Genomic DNA, 20,071 nt, shown 5'->3' with positions numbered 1-20,071 from the left:
ATGAATTCGAAAGTAACTGTAGTCATGTATCATTATGTCAGGGATCTCGAAAATAGTAGATTCCCTGAGATTAAAGGTTTAGATATACAACTATTCAAAGAGCAAATTGCATACTTAAAAAGCATGTATTCCATTATTACAATGGAGCAATTAATTGAAGCTGCAGAAGGGAAAATTATCCTACCCGATAGAGCTGCATTATTAACCTTTGATGATGCTTACATAGATCATTATACATATGTCTTTCCTGTCTTGGTAGAAAATGAAATACAAGGTTCATTTTTTCCGCCTGGAAAAGCAATTACTGAGCATACTGTTTTAGATGTTAATAAAATACATCATATTCTGGCTTCCTGTAAAGATAAGCATAAGCTTGTGGATGATATTTATGAATTACTTGACCAGTATAGGGATAAATACAATTTAAATTCCAATGAATACTACTATAATAAATTGGCTGTACCCAACCGATTTGATACCGGAGAGGTAATATTTATTAAGCGTATGCTGCAAGTAGAGCTTCAGGAAGAGCTTAGAAGAAAGCTTTCTGATTTCCTTTTTGAGAAATACGTAGGGATGAGCGAGGCTTCCTTCTCTAGGGAATTATACATGAGTGTTGAGCAAATCAAAATCATGAAGAGGTTTGGAATGCATATTGGATCACATGGTTATGATCATTATTGGTTAAACTCATTGTCGAGGGAACAACAACGCTTTGAAATAGAAAAGTCAATTGAGTTTATTAAGTGTGTTGGTGGATCTACTGAATCATGGACCATGTGTTTTCCTTATGGTGGTTTTAATGAAGATACATTAGAGCTTTTGACAGAATATAAATGTAAAGCTGCTTTTTCTACGAATGTTGATATTGCCGATATTAAAAATGAGAACCGATTAACACTTTCTAGATTAGATACCAATGACTTACCGAAGGATCGGAATGCAAAAGAGAATACGTGGCTTGATAAAGTTGTGAACAGCAAATAAGAATCCTCACCCTAAAGTTAAATTTTGAGAATAGTTATGTGTAGTACACTTTTGATTTTTGGAGGACAGAGCACTGCAATTGAAATTTTTGAAGTAATCAAACGATATTTCCGTAATGATTACGATAAAGTATATCATGTAATTGCCAATACAGAGGAAAAGCTTAATCCAAGTTATTTATACGATTCAGAGGTTTCCGATATAGCGAATAAAAACACTAAGTTTATTATATCCTTCGCCAATCATAAACTGCGATTAAAAATAGAAGAGCTAATGAATTCATTAGGGGCTGAACCTACGAATGTAATTCATCCAAAGGCTGAAATTTCGCCTTCTGCTACTATTGGAAAAGGGAATTATATAGCTGCTAATGCAGTGATATCTTCCAATGTAAATGTTGGAGATAATAATGTTTTTAACTACAATCTTGTAGTAGGACATGATACAACCATTGAAAATCATAATATTATTAATCCAGGAGTTAGTATAGGAGGTAACTGTCACATAGCTAGTCGGACCCTGATAGGTGCAAATTCTTTTATTTTACAAGGCAAAAGAATTGGGAATGATTGCATTGTTGATGCTTTAACTTATATTGATAGAGATATAGATGCAGGTTTTATAGGCACCAATAGGGATTATGATAATTTAAGAGTTTTAAGAAGGATTAAGTTTTAGTCGGTAGAGAAATGTAGTAGAATAGGCATTGCTATCGGAAAATGAAAACCTAGTTGACTAATGAGTAAGGTAATAATAATAGCAGAAGCTGGTGTAAACCATAATGGAGATTTAGCGCTAGCAAAAAAACTTGTTGATAAAGCAAAAGAGGCAAATGTTGATTTTGTCAAATTTCAAACTGGTATCCCGGAGTTACTGGTCTCTACTTTAGCTCCAAAGGCAGAATACCAAAAGAGAGAAACAGATAGTTCGCAAACGCAGTTGGATATGATAAAAAGCATTAGCTTATCATTTCCTGAGTTTCGAACGCTAAAGAGTTATTGTGATGAAAGCAGAATCAACTTTTTATCTACACCATTCGAAGAGCAGTCCATTGATTTTTTAAATGATTTGGGCATGGATTATTTTAAAGTCCCCTCTGGTGAGATAACCAATTTGCCCTACTTAGAATATATATCTTCTTTGGGTCGGGATGTTATACTTTCAACTGGAATGTCAAATTTAAGTGAGATTGAGACTGCTCTTAATGTTTTAAAGAGAGGGCTTTCTGATGATCAAATTTCTATTTTGCATTGCACAACAGAATATCCAGCCCCCTTTAATGAAGTTAACTTGAATGTGATTCCGATGTTAAAAGCTGCTTTTGGACTTAAGGTAGGTTATTCCGATCATACCAAAGGATTGGAAGCATCTATTGCTGCTGTGGCTTTGGGGGCTGAAATTATTGAAAAGCATTATACTTTAGATCGTTCTATGATTGGGCCAGATCATAAAGCCTCAATCGAACCTTCTGAGCTAAAGCAATTAGTTAGTTCCATTCGAAATATTGAAGTTGCTTTAGGTCATAGTGTTAAGAAGGTGACACCTTCGGAAAGATTAAACATTGCTGTTGCACGTAAAAGTATCCATATAAAGCATGATTTGATGAAAGGAGAAAAATTGTCAAAAAACGATTTTATTATGAAACGACCAGGCAATGGCATTTCTCCAATAGATTATCATAAGTATTGTGGTCGCGTGCTAGCAACTGATTTGCCAAAAGATCACATGTTAAAAGAGGAGGATTTGTTATGAAGATTGGAGTTTTAACGAGTTCACGGGCTGATTTTGGAGTCCTTTATCCTTTGATTAAACGATTGGATGATGACCCATTATTCGATGTTAATATTATAGCCTTTGGTACCCATTTAAGTAAAATGCATGGGTACACACTATCAGAAATAGAATCCTATGGTTTTAATGTGCCTCACAAGATCACTACCTGCGTTGACAACGAAACACCTTCAGATATTGCCTTTACATTAGGAGATACCACAGTAAAGTTTTCATCTTTTTGGAAAAAAAACTCTTTTGATTTGGTTTTTGCTTTGGGAGATAGATACGAGATGTACGCTGCTGTTTCAGCAGCTTCTCCTTTTGGAATAGATATAGCACACATTCATGCAGGAGAAACTACTTTAGGAGCTATTGATAATGCATACCGCCATGCTATTTCTCTTATGTCGAAATACCATTTTGTATCAACTAAGGAATATTTTCAAAGGGCATGTGAGATAACGAAATGTGAGGAAAATGTATTTAATGTTGGTGCTTTGAGTGTTGATAACCTTAAAAAACAGAGGCTTTATTCCATAGAAGAGTTTAAGGACAGATTTGAAATTGACCTTGATGAACCCACCATACTTTCTACATTTCATCCAGAGACTGTAGCTTACGATAAGAATGAAAGTTTTATTCAGGAGTTATTAGAAGCATTTGACATTTTAAGAGAGAAGTTTCAAGTGGTTATTACAATGCCTAACTCAGATACCATGGGAAATATGGTTCGTCGGTATATTAATGAGTTCGCTAAAGGTAGGTCGAATGTATTTGTAGTTGAGTCGTTTGGGATGATCGGGTACCTAAGTTGTATGAAGCATTGTTCGATGATGATTGGTAACACATCGAGTGGTTTTGTAGAGGCATCTTTCTTCCCAACCAGAGTAATTAACCTTGGTAGCCGTCAAGATGGGAGAATTAACACTCCTAATATAGTGACTATCCCTATTGAAAAGAAGATTATTATTGATTCTGCAAATAGTATCATGAATAAGCACTTTGATAGCCCCTGTTGTATTTATGGAGAAGGTGAAACATCAGAAAAAATAACTCAAATTATTAAAAATGTTTATGGACTTAGATAAATTCATTGTCCAGGATACCATCTCTGTTATTGATGTATTAAAACGTCTGGATTCCCTCACAATTGCCCAAACAGTCTTTGTAGTCGATTGTAATAATAAATTGATAGGAACTATTACCGATGGAGATATCCGTAGAGGGTTGATCAATGGAAATTCTATTTCTGATCCAGTTGTCAACTTTATGTCAACTAATTTCAGAGCTCTTAATGGAAGCGTTGATCCAATCAAGATAAAAGAATATAGAAATTTTGGGGTAAATCTATTACCAGTTCTTAATAAGGATGGATCAATTCGTAAAGTTTACGACCTGGAAAGGATAAGCACTATTTTGCCAGTTGATGTTGTGATTATGGCAGGAGGAAAAGGTGAGCGTCTTCGTCCATTGACAAACAGTACCCCAAAACCAATGTTACCTCTGGGAAACAAACCTATAATCGAACACAATATCGATCGGTTAAGATCATTCGGTATTGAGAATATCTACATCTCCATCAATTATTTAGGAGAACAGATTAAGGATTATTTTGGGGATGGTAAAGATAAGGGTTTGAATATTCAGTATTTAGAAGAAAAGGAGTTTTTAGGTACGATAGGATCTGCAAGTATGGTAGATCAATATGAAAGTCCTTATGTCTTAGTTATGAATTCAGATCTTTTTACCGATGTAGACTTTGAGGATCTGTGGGTTAATCTTTGTGAAAGAGCGGCTGATTTAGCTGTTGCATCTATTCCTTATACTGTCAATATTCCCTTTGCCATCCTCACCAGAGAAAATGGATGTATTAAAGGTTTAAAAGAAAAACCTTCCAATACTCATTATGCGAATGCAGGAATATATTTAATGAAAAGGAAAGTAATGGAACTCATTCCGAAAAATGAGTTTTTTAATGCTACAGATCTTATTGAGAAGTTGATACAAACCGGGAAAACGGTTATTGATAATCCAATAACGGGCTACTGGATTGATATTGGTAGACATGAAGAGTACAATAAGGCAAAAGAAATAATCAGGCACTTGAAGTAATTAACATGGATATATTAATAACAATTTGCGCTAGAGGAGGCTCGAAAGGAATTCCTGGGAAAAACATTAAACTGCTAAATGGCTTACCTTTAATAGGGTATACAATACAGACTGCAAAACACTTTGCGGAAAAGTTTTCCACTGTTATAGCTTTAAGTACGGATTCTTCAGATATTCAAAAGGTAGCAGCTGAATGTGGGTTGAAAACAGACTATCTAAGACCAGATAATTTGGCTACAGATACTGCCGGCAAAATTGCCGTTATTGAAGATTTGAAGAAATATGAAGAAGTAAAAAATAATCTGGAGTTTGATTTTGTTATTGATCTGGATATAACTTCTCCATTAAGAACTGTAATGGATTTAGAGAATGCTTTGGATATGTTGCTCCATGATGAGCAAGCTTATAATGTATTTTCCGTAAGTCCGGCAAATCGAAATCCGTATTTTAATATGGTTGAATCTCGTAATGATGGCTATGTTCAACTTGTTAAGAGTGGAACTGAGAATATCCTATCAAGGCAGGCAGCTCCGGATGTGTATGATATGAATGCTTCATTTTATATCTTTCGAAAGAGTTTCTTCCAGGATAGACATGTTAGTAGTATTACCAATCGGTCACTTGCCTATGTAATGTCTCATACATGTTTTGATCTTGATCATCCAATGGACTTTACTATAATGGAATTACTTCTAAAGAATGACAAATTGGATTTCGACTTATGAAAGTTTTAATAATTGGGTTAGGTTCAATCGCGAAAAAACATATTGTTGCTTTAAGAAAACTGGTTTCACCACTGGAACTATATGCTCTAAGATCAATTAAACCTTCAAATGAAATGGAGGGGGTTCATAATCTTTACAGTCTGTCTGATGCCCCTGCTAACATCGATTTTATAATGATCTGTAACCCTACTGTAAATCATTATGAGACCATTAAAGAATGCATCCCTTTTAAATGTCCATTGTTTATTGAAAAACCAGTTTTGAAGAGTTTAGAAGGAAGTAATGTACTTTTGGCAAGCCTTGAGAAGAACAACATTAAAAGTTATGTGGCTTTTAGTTTGAGATTTCATCCTGTAATTAAATTTTTAAAAATAGCTATTAAAGGTAAAACACCAATTGAAGCCAGTGTTTATTGTGGCTCTTATTTGCCAGATTGGCGTCCTAATACTGATTATACAAAATCATATAGTGCCAGTGAATCAAGAGGTGGAGGCGTTCATCTTGATGTAATACACGAATTAGATTACGTATACTGGTTGTTTGGAAAGCCTGATAATGTGAACTCTGTTAAGCTGAAAATTTCCGATCTGCAAATTACAAGTAAAGATTATGCCAATTATACTTTTATTTATGAGAGATTTGTTGCTAATATAAGCTTGAATTACTTTAGAAAAAAGCCTAAACGGATTATTGAAATAGTTTTTAAAGATGAAATATGGACTGCTAACTTGCTTAAATGTGAGGTAACAAATGAGCAAGGGGAAGTATTGTTCTCTAATCCGGATTATAACGTATTGGACACTTATGAGAACCAGTTGCAATACTTTATTAATCATATAGAATCAAAAAATGATTATGAAAATAACGTTGCTGAATCTTTAAATGTTTTGACGTATTGTTTAAAATAGATTTGTATGAGTTTAAAAGATAAGGTTATTATAATTACAGGTGGGAATGGATTACTAGGTAGGTCAATGTGTGATGATATGCATGCTAAGGGGGCAAAAGTAATCAGTTTTGACCTCTATAGCGATGAGAGTTGGGAGCGTGGCTTAATTAATTGTGACGTTACAGATATAGATGGTTTCCAAGAGCGAATTCAATTGGTCAAAGAGCACTTTGGAACTATTGATGGGTTTGTTAATAATGCTTATCCGAGAACAAAAGACTGGGGCGTTGATTTTGAGAAAACTTCATTTGAATCCTGGAGTAAGAATGTCGATTGGCAAATGAATAGCTATTGCTTCGCTTGCCAGAAGGCTGCTTCAATTATGAAAACGCAAGAAAATGGTGGAAGCATTATAAATATATCTTCCATATATGGAGTAGTTGGCAATGACTTTTCCTTATATGAAGGAACTGAAATTGTCCCGGCAGCTGGATATTCTGCCATTAAAGGTGGGATAATTAACTTTTCCAGGTATTTAGCTTCAATGTATGGGAAATATGGAATTAGAGTAAATTGCGTTTCACCAGGTGGTATTTTTAATCATCAAGATCCTACTTTTGTTGAGAGGTACGAAAGTAAAGTACCATTAAAACGTATGGGTAGGCCAGATGATATAGCTCCAGCAGTATCATTTATGCTTTCAGATGAAGCAAAATACATCACGGGTCAAAATTTAATTGTGGACGGAGGTTGGACAGCAATATAAACGTTATGAGAATTACAAAGCCTTTAATACCTCTTCTGAAGAAGCAACTTGAAAATAATTTTCTGCTTGGCAGTGAAGAATCTAAATTAATAGATGAAGTACTGGATAGTGTTCTTCAACGTGTTGATCAATGCTTTAGAAGATGTAAGAATAAGTACTATTATCAAGGAGGTGAAGTTGTGTTTAATCCTTATCACTTAGGTCAATATTCTGTATTTCTTTATTTTTTATCCAATATGGTGTGGAAGAGATTTGGCACAGGTTTAGCTGACAAGATATATTGCCTGAATAGGATGATTAGTTCTTGTGATTTGTTTTACCAAGTGGAATTACCTGAAGTCTTTTATATGGAGCATCCCGTTGGGAGTGTTATTGGAAGAGGCAAAATTGGAAATTTCTTTTGCTTCCAACAAAACTGCACGGTTGGTGGAAATAAAGGAATTTACCCTACTCTAGGAAATGGTGTTTGGCTTTTTGCCGGTGCTACTGTAATCGGAAACAGTAAAATTGGAAACAATGTTTTTGTTTCAGCTCATTCCTATGTGAAGGATGAGATAATTCCAGATAATACTATTGTTTTTGGAAAATCTCCGAATTTAATTCTTAAGCAAAAAGAGCCTAGTTGGTTTGAAAGCAGAAGCGCTTTTATTTTGGATTAAAATCATACGATGTTGTTAGACCTAAGAGAGTAGCCTAATAGTTACTATGGTAAATGCGTGTGTTGTATTAGTTGAAAGAATTTGGAAAGAAGATAAATAGTCTATGTTTAGGAATGTATATATGGCGGTTTTAAAAACATTTGAAACTTGCCTGAATTTAGTAATTGTAATAATCAAACTACCAGAAATTTTATCGAATCGAAAACAAATAAAGCATTTTGACGCAAATGAGATACACATTTTAGGAAATGGACCATCGTTAAAGAATGATTTTGGCACGTTAAAGAAGTTGTTAAGCGTAAATAGTAACGTTATGTGCGTTAATCTATTTGCTACTGCTAAAGAATTTATTGATATCCAGCCGAATTATTATATTATTTCAGATAAGAAATTCTTTGCTGATTACGTTGATGAACGCGTTACGAATATACAAGAGCCAACAATAAAAGCATTGGTTGATAGAGTCACCTGGGATATGGTTTTATTTGTTCCCTATTCCTGCCGAAACTCTAGCAAGGTTAAAAGAATATTAGTTAACAAGAAGATCAAGTTACAGACTTTCTCTTATGTACCTCTTGTTGGTGGTTTTGAGGTGATTAATATTTTTCTTTTTAAGTATCTGTTAGCAAATCCACCTTATCAAAATATTCTGATACCTTCTATCTTTCAAGCCATACGATTGCGAATTAAAACAATTCATGTATGGGGGGCTGATCACTCTTGGGTTGAAAACTATGTTGTAAAAGAGGATAACAAGATCTATGTTAGAGAATCTCACTTTTACGATTTAGAAGATGAAGTTGTGAATGTAATAGAGAATCGTTATGGACAAAGCGCCAAAGTTCACGAAGAATTTGAAAGTTTGGCAAAAACATTTAGATCGTACTCTACATTAAGGAAGTTAGCTGATGTATTGAATATAAAAGTATTAAACTGTTCAAGTAAAAGTTGGATTGATTCTTTCGAAAGAGTTTCGTTTAAATTAGAAGAATAACTAATGGGCATTTTTGGAAGTAAAATAAATTTCACACTATTTAAGAGTTCGATTCTCTATAGTATTGCTGAAGGAGCTTCAAAAGGTGGATTTCAAATATTATTATTAATTATAGCGTCATTCATCGCCAATGATGTGTACTTGGTTCTAATGCTATTACTCGGTTTGGAGGCCTTAATGAAGATGGTGTATGTGACTTTTTATGGTAATGTGTTATATAAGTTAATCGATCTATTCCCTTCCAAAAGTATCTTAAATGTATTTTTTGTAATTTCTCTTTTGCAATTAGGCATCTTCATTATTTTATTGTTGTTATTTAATCAATACATATTTGCCTATTATAGCTATGATAATCAAATCGTATTCATTTTACTGGCAGCTAATGCTTTTATTGCTAATTTATCGGTCTATTATTCGGTAATTTTGCAATTACAAGAACGACATAGTGAGGCCGTTAAATATAGGTCACTCCCCTTTTTTATAGGTTTTGTAGTCGCACTTGGGGGAGTAATGGTTCTGGAAGATAAAGTTTTAGGATTCTTTTTAGGCAAATTTCTAGGTTTCTTATTCTTTTATATAATTTTTCTGGCCCGAAAAATAACATTCTCTAGCTTTTCATTGCGGCTTATTAAACCTGTTTTGAAAGAGATGAAAGGTAGAGTATCCTATAGCTTTTTTATCGCTATCATGGGATGGCTCAGTAGTTTGGGTTTTATGTATGTTGCCAAATTGTGGAATACTGATGATGATTTGGTTATACTTGGTTACATAATTAATGTTTATAATGTCTTGTTTCTGTTTGGATACGGCATTAATCAAGTATACTCTCCGAGAGTAAAGGATCTAATTGTGCGTAATAATTATGTAAAAGCTAATAGGTTGAAATGGAACATTTTAGTTTTGTACTTTTTAATATCATTGTTAATGTTTGTTGGTTTGGCCGCTATTAATTCTCTAGTTCCATTGCAGACTTTATTTAATGGGAAATTAGAGAATATTAGCGATATTCTGAGTGTAGGTTATTTCTCAATTTTTATATTTTTGGCCAATTCCTTCAATTGGGTTGTTTCTCCATTTTACTTTAGTTTGGATAAGTTTAGGCAATATTTTTACCTAACTGCTGTTAGTCTTATTTTAGCTTTCGTTGGATTTTATTTGGGCTGTTTTGTAGCCATACTTAACATTGGTATAGGATATGCAGTTTTTTATTTTATTAAAAATTTGATTCCCTTTGTTTTTTCTCTAAAAACAGAGATGACCTGATGGCTACTAAACTGACTTAGATTTGTCTTTTCCCCCAAGTGAAAAATTATAAATTTGAAAATCGCAAGGATAATTATAAGCGAGATGATCAGTAAGTTTAGAAATATCTATATACCGAAGTTAATACTTAGTACCGCCTTTTTTCTGGTCTTAGCAATTTCCTTTTTCGTTTTTGGTTTATATAATTTCAATGCTTTGAGATTTTTAAGGTATAGTGCATTGTTATTTTTTCCATTGTATGTAATTGTTATATCAAGGAGTAAAGTTACTTTTAACAAAGGTACGATCGCTTTTCTTCTGATACTGATTGTTACGATTCTAAAAGTTAATCAGTACTCAGGACGTGGCATTGAAGAAATCTTTTTTATTAGCTCAGGTATCATGCTGTTCATATTCTTACCTGGTCGACAGGTGATTAGTTTATCTGTGTTTTTTAGAATTTCGATTTTCGTACTCTTTTGTATTGCCCTAATAAATGGTGAATATTATCTGCAGATATCGACAATTCTAATGGACGGTTTCACAAATATTGAAGGAAATATCTCCTTTGTATTTGGTTTTATTGCCCTCTATTATTTTTTTAAAAGGGAAAAGCTACTATTTTTATTATCCTTAATAGGTATATTACTAACCTTGAAAAGGATTGTCTTATTGTCCTTATTTGTTGTAATAATTTGTTATTTGCTACCTAAGGGGCTTAAAAAAATTGTTTTAAATAAGTACCTCATCATATCTTTAAATGCATTAGTTGTTTTGTTCTCTATTTTTTTAGCACAAGGATATTGGGATGAAATGATTTGGAATTATTTTGGAATTTCTCCTGAGTTTTTAACAATGGGTAGGACCAGAATATATGACACTGTTCTAAGAGTTATAGACTTTAATGATCTCAAAATTTGGATGTTAGGAACTGGTCAAGGAAATACTACAAATATCTTGTTTGCATCTGGAACGGAAGATTTATTACACAATGATATACTGAAGTTATTTTTGGAGCATGGAATTATTATTTGGGGATTGTTCATGTTTTTTCTGTACAAGTTTTCCAAAGGCTTACAGGTCTATGTCACTCTTTTCTACAATATACTGTTATTAACTGATAATATTTTAATTTACCCTATCTGTTACTTCTTGTATTTATTGATTTATCTAAGTTTCAGTGAGAATGATAAAATTAAAGGATTACGATAATGAAGATTTTATTTATTCATAATAAATATAAACAGGCTGGGGGAGAGGACGCAGTACTCTTATCAGAAGAGAAAATGCTTGATCATTATGGATGTACAGTTCGATCCATAATATTTAATAATGACGAAATAAACTCTTCTACTCAGAAGGCTTTAGGCTTCTTTTCTGCTATTTACTCGTTTAAATCAAAAAAGAGACTAGCTCAGGAAATACAGAAGTTTAGGCCAGATGTTATACATGTTCATAATTTCTTTCCGCTTGTTTCACCATCAGTTTACGACTTGGCTAATAGTTATGAAATACCAGTAGTTCAAACCCTACATAATTATCGGTTAATTTGTCCTGGAGCATTGCTATTGAAAGACAATACTATTTGTGAAAAGTGTGTTAAGGGAAATTTTACATATGCGATAATTAATAGGTGTTATCGACAATCATTTTTAGGATCGACATCGGTTGCATTGATGGATTTTATACACCGCCTGAGAAACACCTGGAATGAAAAAATTGATCGTATTATTTGCTTAACAGAGTTTGCCCGAAGTAAGTTTGTAGATGCTGGGTTTACGCATAGTAAAATTGTTGTTAAGCCAAACTTTGTTACAGAGAAGAAATTTTCTGGCTTTAAACGGGATAATATAGGTTTATTTGTTGGTAGAATCAGTGTTGAAAAGGGGGTTGATATTCTTGTTAAGATTAATGATCGAATAAATGGTAAGTTATTAATAGTAGGTGATGGTCCAGAGATTGAAAAATTAAGGGGACTTGATAACTATGTATTGCTGGGATTAAAGAAAAATGAGGAAGTGCAACGATTAATGCAGCAGGTGTCATTTCTTGTTTTTCCTTCAATATGGTATGAAGGATTACCAATGACCATATTAGAAGCCTTTTCAAATAAACTACCAGTTATTGCCACAAATATTGGTGCTATGTCTAGTGTAATTGATAATCATCGGACAGGCTTGCATTTTAATATCGATGATTGTGAGGAACTAATTGACCAAATAAATTGGGCATATAATAATTTCGATTCTATGCGTGAATATGGGATGGCCGCATACAATGAATACCTAAAAAAGTATAGCTTGCAGGTTAACTATAAAAAGCAAATTGAAATATATCAAGACGTAATAAATGAAAAAAAGAGACAGCGAGATTGATATTTTAGGCTACAATGTGTTTAAAGGGAAACTGGATTCAGAATCTTTTTTTGAAGGGAATGTGAAAATTGTTGTGAATACTATAAATGCCTATTCATATGTAATGGCGAAAAGTGATAGTAGTTTTCGTTATGCCTTGACAAATTCTGACATTTTACTTCCAGATGGTTTTCCAATACAATTGGCTTCTCATTTTCTTAGAGGAACTCGAATCGAAAAAATTGCTGGCGAAGATATCTTTAAGCACTTAATGTTTAACGCAAATATTGAAAAGCAAAAGGTATTTTTTTTGGGGGCTTCTGAAAGTACATTAACGAAGATTATTAATCGGGCTCAAGAAGAATACTCTGATGTTTGCATCGAAGCATATTCTCCTCCATTTAAGAGAACTTTTACTGAGGAAGATAATCGAATAATGATAGAAAAGGTAAACAGTTTTTATCCTGATATCCTTTTCGTTGGAATGACAGCGCCAAAACAAGAAAAGTGGGTTGAAAGTAATAAAAGTCAAATAAATGCAAGTATTATTTGTTCTATTGGAGCTGTATTTGATTTCTATGCAGGCACTGTTCAAAGACCGTCACAGTTTTGGATTAGGTTAAGGCTAGAGTGGTTTATTCGGTTGCTTAAAGAGCCTAGGAGGTTATGGAAAAGGTATTTAGTTTATTCACCAAAGTTCTTTATTGATGTTTTTAAAGCAAAGTTTAAAGGAACCTGAAATAGCTAATACTAGATTTGTAATAGCCTCATTGATATTGTTTTTTTTGTTAGATTCAGTAAATGGGGTATTGTTTTTTTATGACTTTAAATGGTTTGTTAGTCCTTCGACTATACCAAAGTTAATATGGCAAGCTATACTTATGGTTTTAATTATTAATAAGTGGGAACGCCTATTAAAACAAGAAAAGCTGTTCTTGCTATTTTCTTTTATTGTAATAATAACCAAAGCTGTTATATATTGGAAAAGTGGGACAAATATTATTTGGGGGATAAAGCATATTAATAAGTTATTTTTGTTTTTTTATGTAATGATATTTTTAAATCATTATAAATTTTCACAAAAAAAGGCCGCTTCAGTATTAGATTGGATTTTTGTTTTCAATTCAGCATTGATAATAGTTGGATTTTTGTTCCAAATTGAGTTTTTCAGGTCATATCCATATTCTGAAAGGTTTGGATATAGTGGTATTTTTCCAAGAATGTCAATTAATGACGTTTCACTATTTTATCTAATAGGTAATTTTTACCTCTTTTATAGATGGACTAAGAAGGTATGTCCAATGTGGATGTTTACAATTGTTTTCTTTGCTTCATTTCTAGTAGGAACAAAGGCTATTTATCTTCAAAATGTTCTTTTGATGGCATATGTAGTTTTGGTGGATGGGGTTTTGAGGAAGTATGTTGTTGTCGTTGGTTTATTTTCTATGGTTGTTCTTTTTAGTTTTTATAACTATTCATTTTGGGAAAAAATTTTGGACGATAAAGGAGTTTTTTATGCATTAACTTCGGTAAGAAGTGAATTGCTTCAGAACAGATTGCCTTTAGCTTTGGAAAATGGAAATATTCTTGATTTATTAATTGGTTTTGATAATCCATTTCAGTTTTTTGTGGAGATGGATCTTATTGATCTCTTTTTTACTTTAGGGATAGGAGGTACTGTAGGATTGGCATTTTTTTACAACAAAATACTTTTCAATTTTAACAGAAATCATTCATATGCTATTTTCTTTGTAGTTGTGTTTTTTGTTATGATTACAATTGCAGGCCGATATACATATAGCGGTGTTAATGCATTCTATTTACCTTTGTTTCTGTTCATGTTGAATGATGAAAAAAATTCCTGATTTCCTCAATTGATTTTATTATATGCCCGAGGTTTTGTATGAAGGGTGATCTATGAATCGTTTGGTTCGGAGAGTTATATACACAGAATAGCTAAAATCTAATTTATTGGGGTAGTGATTGGAAATAATATATTATAAATTGATATTTGTCTGGTATAAAATAATCTATCACATAGGATTTAGTCAGTATTGTTGATAATTAGGATTTAGATATCAATTACAGACTGATCTTTCATAAAGAAAACAAATACATGCCTAAAATAGCACTTATCACCGGTATTACCGGCCAAGACGGCGCTTACCTTGCCGAATTTTTATTGAAAAAAGGATACGAAGTACACGGTATTAAACGCCGTTCTTCATTGTTTAATACCGATCGTATTGACCATTTGTATCAGGATCCCCATGTGGAGAACCGTAATCTGATATTGCACTATGGTGACTTAACGGACTCGATGAACCTGACGCGTATTATCCAGGAGGTACAGCCTGATGAGATCTACAACCTGGCGGCTATGAGCCACGTGAAGGTAAGTTTCGATACACCGGAATATACTGCCAATGCCGACGGTTTGGGAACACTCCGTATTTTGGAGGCTATCCGCTTATTGGGCTTGACTGAGAAAACAAGAGTGTATCAGGCCTCTACATCAGAGTTGTATGGATTGGTACAGGAAGTGCCCCAGAAAGAAACAACGCCATTCTATCCTCGAAGCCCATATGCAGTGGCCAAAATGTATGCCTACTGGATTACTGTTAACTACCGCGAGGCCTATAATATGTATGCTTGTAATGGTATTCTGTTTAATCATGAGAGTCCGTTACGTGGAGAGACCTTTGTGACCCGTAAGATTACCCGAGCAGTATCAAAAATTGCCTTAGGTATGCAGGATTGCTTGTATCTGGGTAATATGGATGCCAAACGCGACTGGGGACATGCCAAAGACTATATCAAAGCCATGTGGTTGATTTTGCAGCAGGAGCACCCGGAGGATTATGTGATTGCTACCGGAGTAACGACTACCGTTCGCGATTTTGTGAAGATGGCCTTTGCAGAAGTAGGTGTTGAATTGGAGTTCAAAGGTGAGGCTGAAGCTGAAGTAGGTATTATCAAGGCTTGTTCTAATCCGGAATATCAAGTGGCCATTGGTACTGAAGTAGTAAAAGTAGATCCGGCTTATTATCGTCCTACAGAAGTAGAATTGCTAATTGGTGATCCGACTAAATCTAAAGAAAAGCTTGGCTGGGAGCCGGAATATGACCTGGCTGGTTTGGTTAAGGACATGATGGAGTCGGATGTGAAATTGATGAAGAAGGACCGCTATTTGAAAGATGGTGGGTATGAGGTGCTCAACTATTTTGAGTAAATAGAGGAGAGACGTGAGCGTTGAGAGATGAGTAATTAGGTAGATTAAATAGATAGATTCCGTATGGGGCAAATTTCAAGTTTCAGAGATTTAATTGTCTATCAAAAGGCCTATAAGATTTCCATGGAGATATTTGTTCTTACAAAAACATTTCCAAAAGAGGAAAGGTATTCATTAGTTGATCAGATTCGTCGCTCATCCCGCTCCATTTGTGCCAATTTATCTGAAGCCTGGGCAAAGAGAAGGTACGAAAAGGTGTTCATAAATAAATTAACCGATTGTTTAGGTGAAGAATTTGAGACAGAGACGTGGCTAAAATACGCAATGGATTGTAAATATTTGTCAGTAGAAGAGCATTCTAAGTTAATGCTTCAATATGAGGAAGTAAGAAAAATGCTTATTTCGATGATTAATTGCCCTGAAAAATTCTGCAAGTAAGATGACTCATCTCTTCCATCTCATTTCTCACCTCTTAACTTTTTATCATGAATAATAACTCCAAGATTTATATAGCCGGTCACAAAGGACTTGTTGGCTCAGCATTATGGAAAACACTGCAAAATAAAGGCTATGCCAATCTGGTAGGTCGTTCTATCAATGAACTTAACTTGATGGATGCTGTAGCTGTAGATAGATTCTTCGAAGAAGAAAAACCTGAATACGTGATTTTGGCAGCCGCTAAAGTAGGCGGTATTGTAGCTAATAATACCTATCGGGGGCAGTTCATTTATGAGAATCTGATGATACAGAATAACGTGATTCATTCGGCTTATGTGCATGGCGTGAAGAAGTTGTTGTTTTTGGGATCGACATGTATCTATCCCAAAGAGGCACCGCAGCCAATGCCTGAGAATTGCTTGCTAACCTCGCCACTCGAATATACCAATGAACCCTATGCGATTGCTAAGATTGCCGGGATTAAAATGTGTGAGTCCTACAACCTGCAGTATGGAACCAACTTTATTTCGGTAATGCCAACCAACCTGTATGGACCCAACGATAACTTCGATTTGGAGAAGTCGCATGTTCTGCCGGCTCTGGTTCGTAAAAATCATTTGGGTAAGTGTCTGCAGAATAATGATTGGACAGCATTGCGTGCAGACCTGAATAAAAATCCCATCGAAGGTATTAATGGCAGTAGATCAGAAGACGAGATTCTTAAAATATTAGATAAGTACGGCATTCGTTTAATGAGTGATCATTCGACCCATTCGCGTGTGTCAATTGAGATTTGGGGTACAGGTAAGCCAATGCGAGAGTTTCTTTGGTCAGAGGAGATGGCGGCTGCCTGTGTATATGTGATGGAAAATGTGGACTTCAAGGATACCTATGATTCAACAGGCAAAGAAGTGCGTAATACACATATCAATATTGGCACTGGAAAAGAAATTTCAATAAAAGATCTGGCTGAAACAATCAAAGCAAAAGTTGGTTTTGAGGGTGATTTGGTTTTTAATGCCGATAAACCGGATGGCACGATGCGTAAATTAACTGATCCGTCTAAAATTCATGAGCTGGGCTGGCATCACCAGATTGATATCGAAGAGGGTATTGAGAAGATGTATCAGTGGTATAAAAAATAGAAATGAGAGAAGAGAAGTGAGTGGTGAGAATGTCTCATCTCTCTCTCCTCAGTTCTCATCTCTAACCTTTTGAAATTATGAATAACAACTATCTTATCATCATGGCCGGCGGCATTGGTTCGCGTTTCTGGCCGATGAGTACACCCGAAACACCGAAACAGTTCCTGGATATCCTGGGAACAGGTCAAACCATGATACAGCAGACCATAAAGCGTTTGCATGGCATTGTACCTATTGAGAATGTATTTATTGTGACCAGTAAGAACTATAAGAGCATTATTAATGAGCAATTGCCTGAAGTGAAAGATGAGCAGATTTTGCTGGAGCCCTGCATGCGTAATACAGCACCTTGCATTGCCTATGCTACCTATAAAATTTATAAAAGAAATCCGCAGGCAAATATTGTTGTGGCACCGTCGGATCATCTCATCACTGATGAGACCGAGTTCAGGAGGGTGGTCAATAAAGGGCTGGAATTTGTAGCCTCAAACGATGTATTGCTCACGCTTGGCATTGCACCACATCGCCCTGAGACCGGCTATGGTTATATTCACGCTATATCGGGCAATGATACTTTCCGTAAGGTAGAAGCTTTTAAGGAGAAACCCAACCGGGCAACAGCCGAGAAATATCTGGCAGAAGGCAATTATTTTTGGAATGCGGGTATTTTTCTTTGGTCAGCTGCTTCTATTATGAAGGCCTTTCAGCAACATTTACCAGCAGTAGCCGGTATTTTTAAAGCCGGAACAGACAAATATTTCACAGTTGGGGAGCAGGCTTTTATTGATGAAGAGTTTCCAAAGTGTGAGAATATTTCGGTTGACTATGGCATCATGGAGCATGCTGAAAATATTTATGTATTGCCTGCCGATTTTGGCTGGTCTGACTTAGGTACCTGGGGCAGTTTATGGGAGAAAAGAACCCGTGATGAGCAGGGTAATAGTGTTGTTGGTTCAGAGGTGCAGTTATACGATTGTCAAAACAATATTGTCACAGTGGCGGATAACCGGAAAGTGGTGCTTCAGGGCTTGGATGATTACATTGTTACAGAAGCCAATGGCGTATTTATGGTTTGTAAAAAGTCTGAAGAGCAACGTATAAAGGAGTTTCAGAAGAACTGTTAGGGTTATAATGTACATTGCTGTTCGGCATGGATGTGAATGGGTAAACTCACGTGTTCATCATCGACCTTGGCCGGCAATGCCTTCACTTCACCGAACTCGATTTTCCAAGAAGCAGAGAGTGTTTCGTACCAAACCAGAACTTCTTTCTTTTTTAAGCTCAACTCTTTACGTCCTAATCGAAACATAGTTTCGAACGATTGAAAGTCAGTGATAAGAGTGGATTTTGCGTAATGGCTGCCTTGACGAAGGAAAAGGTAAGCCTGAAGCAATAAATCCATCTCTGGTGCGCAGTAATCACCTCTTTCAATCAGATTTTGCATCCTTTTTAAAAAGGATGTGCCTGCCCGGCACCGAGGGCTAAAGATATCTAAGTTGTATTTTAATATTTAACAATAAAGTGAATAAAGGGTAGCTCCTTGGGGGGATTTATTCCACCATAGTGAAAAGGCCGGGATGAGGTGATGAATTTATAGCTTATTGTAAACCAATTGTCTCCCTTGATTTTCGGACGCCCTAAGGATGCTACTAATAGTAGTTCTCATTAGGCGATTTCAGAAGTAATACATAGAAAGAAGAATCTATGAGGTTAATCTTAACTGATTAGTCTCTTTGTCTTTTCATAATAATTTATTGATTCATAATTCAAAGGATTCTTGTGACGATTAGACATAGCAATCCCATTAATTGAAGTGATTTTCGGTAAAAGGGTTTATGCTGCTTTGAATGCTTTATTTTGCATTCGCCTGCCTATTTCAAGAGCATTGCCAACATGGATGCCCATAAATATCCAAAGTATCTCAGTATCCTTTGTTCGGGCTTTAATTCTATTCAAATAATAATGTTGTTTATCCTTTCCAAAACTACCTTCCAGTCTGGTAGCCCGTTCTTTTTTAATTTGTGCAGCCAATTGTTTACGCTGGTGCTCATGCTTGCCTGCCCGTCCTTTTCGCACAAAATCAGTACGGATATTATTTGAGGAGGCAAACCTTCGGTTGGCATTAGTAGCATAAATAGCATCAGCACCAACTATCTTTGCTTTTGTATGCGTCAACGATTGAGCCAGGTGAACCGATGACTTAAAATGAGTGCCTTCATTAAAGGCGTCAAAACTGATATGCTCAATAAAACTGATGCCATTAATTTGTATTTTATTGACCTTAGCCCCGAACTCTACAGCTTTCGTTTCTTTTCCCCTGACAATTGGTCGGATATAGCTTTTTGAAAGGCTGACGATCCGGTCTTCCGGTGATTGACCTGTAGTGAATTTAAAGTTTTGCTGCGCCAACACTTTTTCAATAATTGCATACTGCCTGTAGTACTTCTCAGGCATTGAGGCATTAAGTTGCTGTGTAATAGTTGCCAGTTCTTCCAAAAGCTTTTGAAGTAACTTCAGCAGACCTCTGGTGATGGCAACTCTTTCTTTTTTAGGTTTACGCCGCTTACGGCTATAGTTCCAATAGCGTTGCTGCCATTTAATATATTTGCAACGGGGCATTGGTTGCTTATGGTAGTTACAAAGCAACTTTATTTGATTATAAGTAACCATTCGGCCTGATACATATTGCCAACTTTATTCCGGCGACCTAGTTTTGAAACAAAAACTATGCGCATAATCGAGTCAAGTTTTCGGG

Annotated in this window: 21 protein-coding genes; 19 read left to right on the top strand and 2 right to left on the bottom strand. The window is 35.2% G+C overall.

The genetic code is table 11. The features are described 5' to 3' along the window. The 19 genes from KDU71_RS17610 to KDU71_RS17520 all read left to right on the top strand — a co-directional run bounded on the left by KDU71_RS17610 (position 1) and on the right by KDU71_RS17520 (position 18,440). Complete coding sequence (locus KDU71_RS17610) at positions 1-987, top strand: polysaccharide deacetylase family protein (protein ID WP_212192414.1); 987 nt, start codon at positions 1-3, stop codon at positions 985-987. 36 nt (positions 988-1,023) lie between these two features. After that, positions 1,024-1,665, top strand: a complete 642-nt coding sequence (locus tag KDU71_RS17605) for an acetyltransferase (RefSeq protein ID WP_212192413.1) — start codon at positions 1,024-1,026, stop codon at positions 1,663-1,665. A 60-nt stretch (positions 1,666-1,725) separates the two neighbouring features. Continuing rightward, positions 1,726-2,739, top strand: a complete 1,014-nt coding sequence (neuB, locus tag KDU71_RS17600; RefSeq protein WP_212192412.1) for an N-acetylneuraminate synthase — start codon at positions 1,726-1,728, stop codon at positions 2,737-2,739. Further along, positions 2,736-3,848: a UDP-N-acetylglucosamine 2-epimerase gene (gene neuC, locus KDU71_RS17595; protein ID WP_212192411.1), complete on the top strand. Its 1,113-nt coding sequence runs from the start codon at positions 2,736-2,738 to the stop codon at positions 3,846-3,848. The genes neuB and neuC overlap by 4 nt, the downstream gene beginning before the upstream one ends. Then, positions 3,835-4,872 (top strand): nucleotidyltransferase family protein, encoded by a 1,038-nt coding sequence (locus tag KDU71_RS17590; RefSeq protein ID WP_212192410.1) that lies wholly within the window; start codon positions 3,835-3,837, stop codon positions 4,870-4,872. Before neuC ends, KDU71_RS17590 begins: the two co-directional genes overlap by 14 nt. A gap of 5 nt (positions 4,873-4,877) precedes the next feature. After that, entirely contained in the window at positions 4,878-5,597 is a 720-nt protein-coding gene (locus tag KDU71_RS17585) for an acylneuraminate cytidylyltransferase family protein (protein WP_212192409.1), read from the top strand. Further along, on the top strand, positions 5,594-6,505 hold the full coding sequence (locus KDU71_RS17580) for a Gfo/Idh/MocA family protein (RefSeq protein ID WP_212192408.1): 912 nt from the start codon (positions 5,594-5,596) through the stop codon (positions 6,503-6,505). The genes KDU71_RS17585 and KDU71_RS17580 overlap by 4 nt, the downstream gene beginning before the upstream one ends. A gap of 6 nt (positions 6,506-6,511) precedes the next feature. Further along, complete coding sequence (locus KDU71_RS17575; protein ID WP_212192407.1) at positions 6,512-7,252, top strand: SDR family oxidoreductase; 741 nt, start codon at positions 6,512-6,514, stop codon at positions 7,250-7,252. Positions 7,253-7,257: 5 nt separating this feature from the next. After that, the gene (locus tag KDU71_RS17570) at positions 7,258-7,911 is read left to right on the top strand and encodes an LbetaH domain-containing protein (protein WP_212192406.1); all 654 of its coding nucleotides are present in this window, start codon (positions 7,258-7,260) and stop codon (positions 7,909-7,911) included. Between the two features lie 121 nt (positions 7,912-8,032). Beyond that, entirely contained in the window at positions 8,033-8,905 is an 873-nt protein-coding gene (locus KDU71_RS17565) for a hypothetical protein (RefSeq protein WP_212192405.1), read from the top strand. 3 nt (positions 8,906-8,908) lie between these two features. Then, positions 8,909-10,168 (top strand): hypothetical protein, encoded by a 1,260-nt coding sequence (locus KDU71_RS17560; protein WP_212192404.1) that lies wholly within the window; start codon positions 8,909-8,911, stop codon positions 10,166-10,168. Positions 10,169-10,678: 510 nt separating this feature from the next. Beyond that, positions 10,679-11,359, top strand: a complete 681-nt coding sequence (locus KDU71_RS17555) for an O-antigen ligase family protein (protein ID WP_212192403.1) — start codon at positions 10,679-10,681, stop codon at positions 11,357-11,359. Next, positions 11,359-12,522 (top strand): glycosyltransferase family 4 protein, encoded by a 1,164-nt coding sequence (locus KDU71_RS17550; protein WP_212192402.1) that lies wholly within the window; start codon positions 11,359-11,361, stop codon positions 12,520-12,522. Before KDU71_RS17555 ends, KDU71_RS17550 begins: the two co-directional genes overlap by 1 nt. Next, positions 12,497-13,240, top strand: coding sequence for a WecB/TagA/CpsF family glycosyltransferase (locus tag KDU71_RS17545; protein ID WP_212192401.1), 744 nt, complete (start codon positions 12,497-12,499; stop codon positions 13,238-13,240). The genes KDU71_RS17550 and KDU71_RS17545 overlap by 26 nt, the downstream gene beginning before the upstream one ends. Then, positions 13,209-14,366, top strand: a complete 1,158-nt coding sequence (locus KDU71_RS17540) for a hypothetical protein (RefSeq protein ID WP_212192400.1) — start codon at positions 13,209-13,211, stop codon at positions 14,364-14,366. Before KDU71_RS17545 ends, KDU71_RS17540 begins: the two co-directional genes overlap by 32 nt. 251 nt (positions 14,367-14,617) lie before the next feature. Then, positions 14,618-15,733, top strand: a complete 1,116-nt coding sequence (gene gmd / locus KDU71_RS17535; protein ID WP_212192399.1) for a GDP-mannose 4,6-dehydratase — start codon at positions 14,618-14,620, stop codon at positions 15,731-15,733. Between the two features lie 63 nt (positions 15,734-15,796). Further along, positions 15,797-16,171, top strand: a complete 375-nt coding sequence (locus KDU71_RS17530; protein ID WP_212192398.1) for a four helix bundle protein — start codon at positions 15,797-15,799, stop codon at positions 16,169-16,171. A gap of 47 nt (positions 16,172-16,218) precedes the next feature. After that, complete coding sequence (locus KDU71_RS17525) at positions 16,219-17,316, top strand: GDP-L-fucose synthase family protein (protein ID WP_212192397.1); 1,098 nt, start codon at positions 16,219-16,221, stop codon at positions 17,314-17,316. 77 nt (positions 17,317-17,393) lie between these two features. Continuing rightward, a complete protein-coding gene (locus KDU71_RS17520) occupies positions 17,394-18,440 on the top strand; it encodes a mannose-1-phosphate guanylyltransferase (RefSeq protein ID WP_244828554.1) in 1,047 nt (348 codons plus the stop codon). A 2-nt stretch (positions 18,441-18,442) separates the two neighbouring features. Here KDU71_RS17520 and KDU71_RS17515 read toward each other — a convergent pair whose 3' ends face one another. Together KDU71_RS17515 and KDU71_RS17510 are read right to left on the bottom strand one after the other, a co-directional pair. Beyond that, entirely contained in the window at positions 18,443-18,760 is a 318-nt protein-coding gene (locus KDU71_RS17515; RefSeq protein ID WP_212192396.1) for a hypothetical protein, read from the bottom strand. 389 nt (positions 18,761-19,149) lie between these two features. Next, positions 19,150-19,935: a transposase gene (locus KDU71_RS17510; RefSeq protein WP_212192395.1), complete on the bottom strand. Its 786-nt coding sequence runs from the start codon at positions 19,933-19,935 to the stop codon at positions 19,150-19,152. Positions 19,936-20,071 lie beyond the last annotated feature (136 nt).

The organism is Carboxylicivirga sediminis, from assembly GCF_018156225.1.
Classification (GTDB): Bacteria; Bacteroidota; Bacteroidia; order Bacteroidales; family Marinilabiliaceae; genus Carboxylicivirga; species Carboxylicivirga sediminis.
Note: the sequence above shows the minus strand (reverse complement) of the source record. Positions and strands in the feature narration are given on the sequence as shown.

Bases quoted from the DNA above. Each gene is read 5' to 3' on its own strand.
- KDU71_RS17610 (WP_212192414.1), top strand. From the start codon at position 1: ATGAATTCGAAAGTAACTGTAGTCATGTATCATTATGTCAGGGATCTC.
- KDU71_RS17605 (WP_212192413.1), top strand. From the start codon at position 1,024: ATGTGTAGTACACTTTTGATTTTTGGAGGACAGAGCACTGCAATTGAA.
- neuB (WP_212192412.1), top strand. From the start codon at position 1,726: ATGAGTAAGGTAATAATAATAGCAGAAGCTGGTGTAAACCATAATGGA.
- neuC (WP_212192411.1), top strand. From the start codon at position 2,736: ATGAAGATTGGAGTTTTAACGAGTTCACGGGCTGATTTTGGAGTCCTT.
- KDU71_RS17590 (WP_212192410.1), top strand. From the start codon at position 3,835: ATGGACTTAGATAAATTCATTGTCCAGGATACCATCTCTGTTATTGAT.
- KDU71_RS17585 (WP_212192409.1), top strand. From the start codon at position 4,878: ATGGATATATTAATAACAATTTGCGCTAGAGGAGGCTCGAAAGGAATT.
- KDU71_RS17580 (WP_212192408.1), top strand. From the start codon at position 5,594: ATGAAAGTTTTAATAATTGGGTTAGGTTCAATCGCGAAAAAACATATT.
- KDU71_RS17575 (WP_212192407.1), top strand. From the start codon at position 6,512: ATGAGTTTAAAAGATAAGGTTATTATAATTACAGGTGGGAATGGATTA.
- KDU71_RS17570 (WP_212192406.1), top strand. From the start codon at position 7,258: ATGAGAATTACAAAGCCTTTAATACCTCTTCTGAAGAAGCAACTTGAA.
- KDU71_RS17565 (WP_212192405.1), top strand. From the start codon at position 8,033: ATGGCGGTTTTAAAAACATTTGAAACTTGCCTGAATTTAGTAATTGTA.
- KDU71_RS17560 (WP_212192404.1), top strand. From the start codon at position 8,909: ATGGGCATTTTTGGAAGTAAAATAAATTTCACACTATTTAAGAGTTCG.
- KDU71_RS17555 (WP_212192403.1), top strand. From the start codon at position 10,679: ATGGACGGTTTCACAAATATTGAAGGAAATATCTCCTTTGTATTTGGT.
- KDU71_RS17550 (WP_212192402.1), top strand. From the start codon at position 11,359: ATGAAGATTTTATTTATTCATAATAAATATAAACAGGCTGGGGGAGAG.
- KDU71_RS17545 (WP_212192401.1), top strand. From the start codon at position 12,497: ATGAAAAAAAGAGACAGCGAGATTGATATTTTAGGCTACAATGTGTTT.
- KDU71_RS17540 (WP_212192400.1), top strand. From the start codon at position 13,209: ATGTTTTTAAAGCAAAGTTTAAAGGAACCTGAAATAGCTAATACTAGA.
- gmd (WP_212192399.1), top strand. From the start codon at position 14,618: ATGCCTAAAATAGCACTTATCACCGGTATTACCGGCCAAGACGGCGCT.
- KDU71_RS17530 (WP_212192398.1), top strand. From the start codon at position 15,797: ATGGGGCAAATTTCAAGTTTCAGAGATTTAATTGTCTATCAAAAGGCC.
- KDU71_RS17525 (WP_212192397.1), top strand. From the start codon at position 16,219: ATGAATAATAACTCCAAGATTTATATAGCCGGTCACAAAGGACTTGTT.
- KDU71_RS17520 (WP_244828554.1), top strand. From the start codon at position 17,394: ATGAATAACAACTATCTTATCATCATGGCCGGCGGCATTGGTTCGCGT.
- KDU71_RS17515 (WP_212192396.1), bottom strand. From the start codon at position 18,760: ATGCAAAATCTGATTGAAAGAGGTGATTACTGCGCACCAGAGATGGAT.
- KDU71_RS17510 (WP_212192395.1), bottom strand. From the start codon at position 19,935: ATGCCCCGTTGCAAATATATTAAATGGCAGCAACGCTATTGGAACTAT.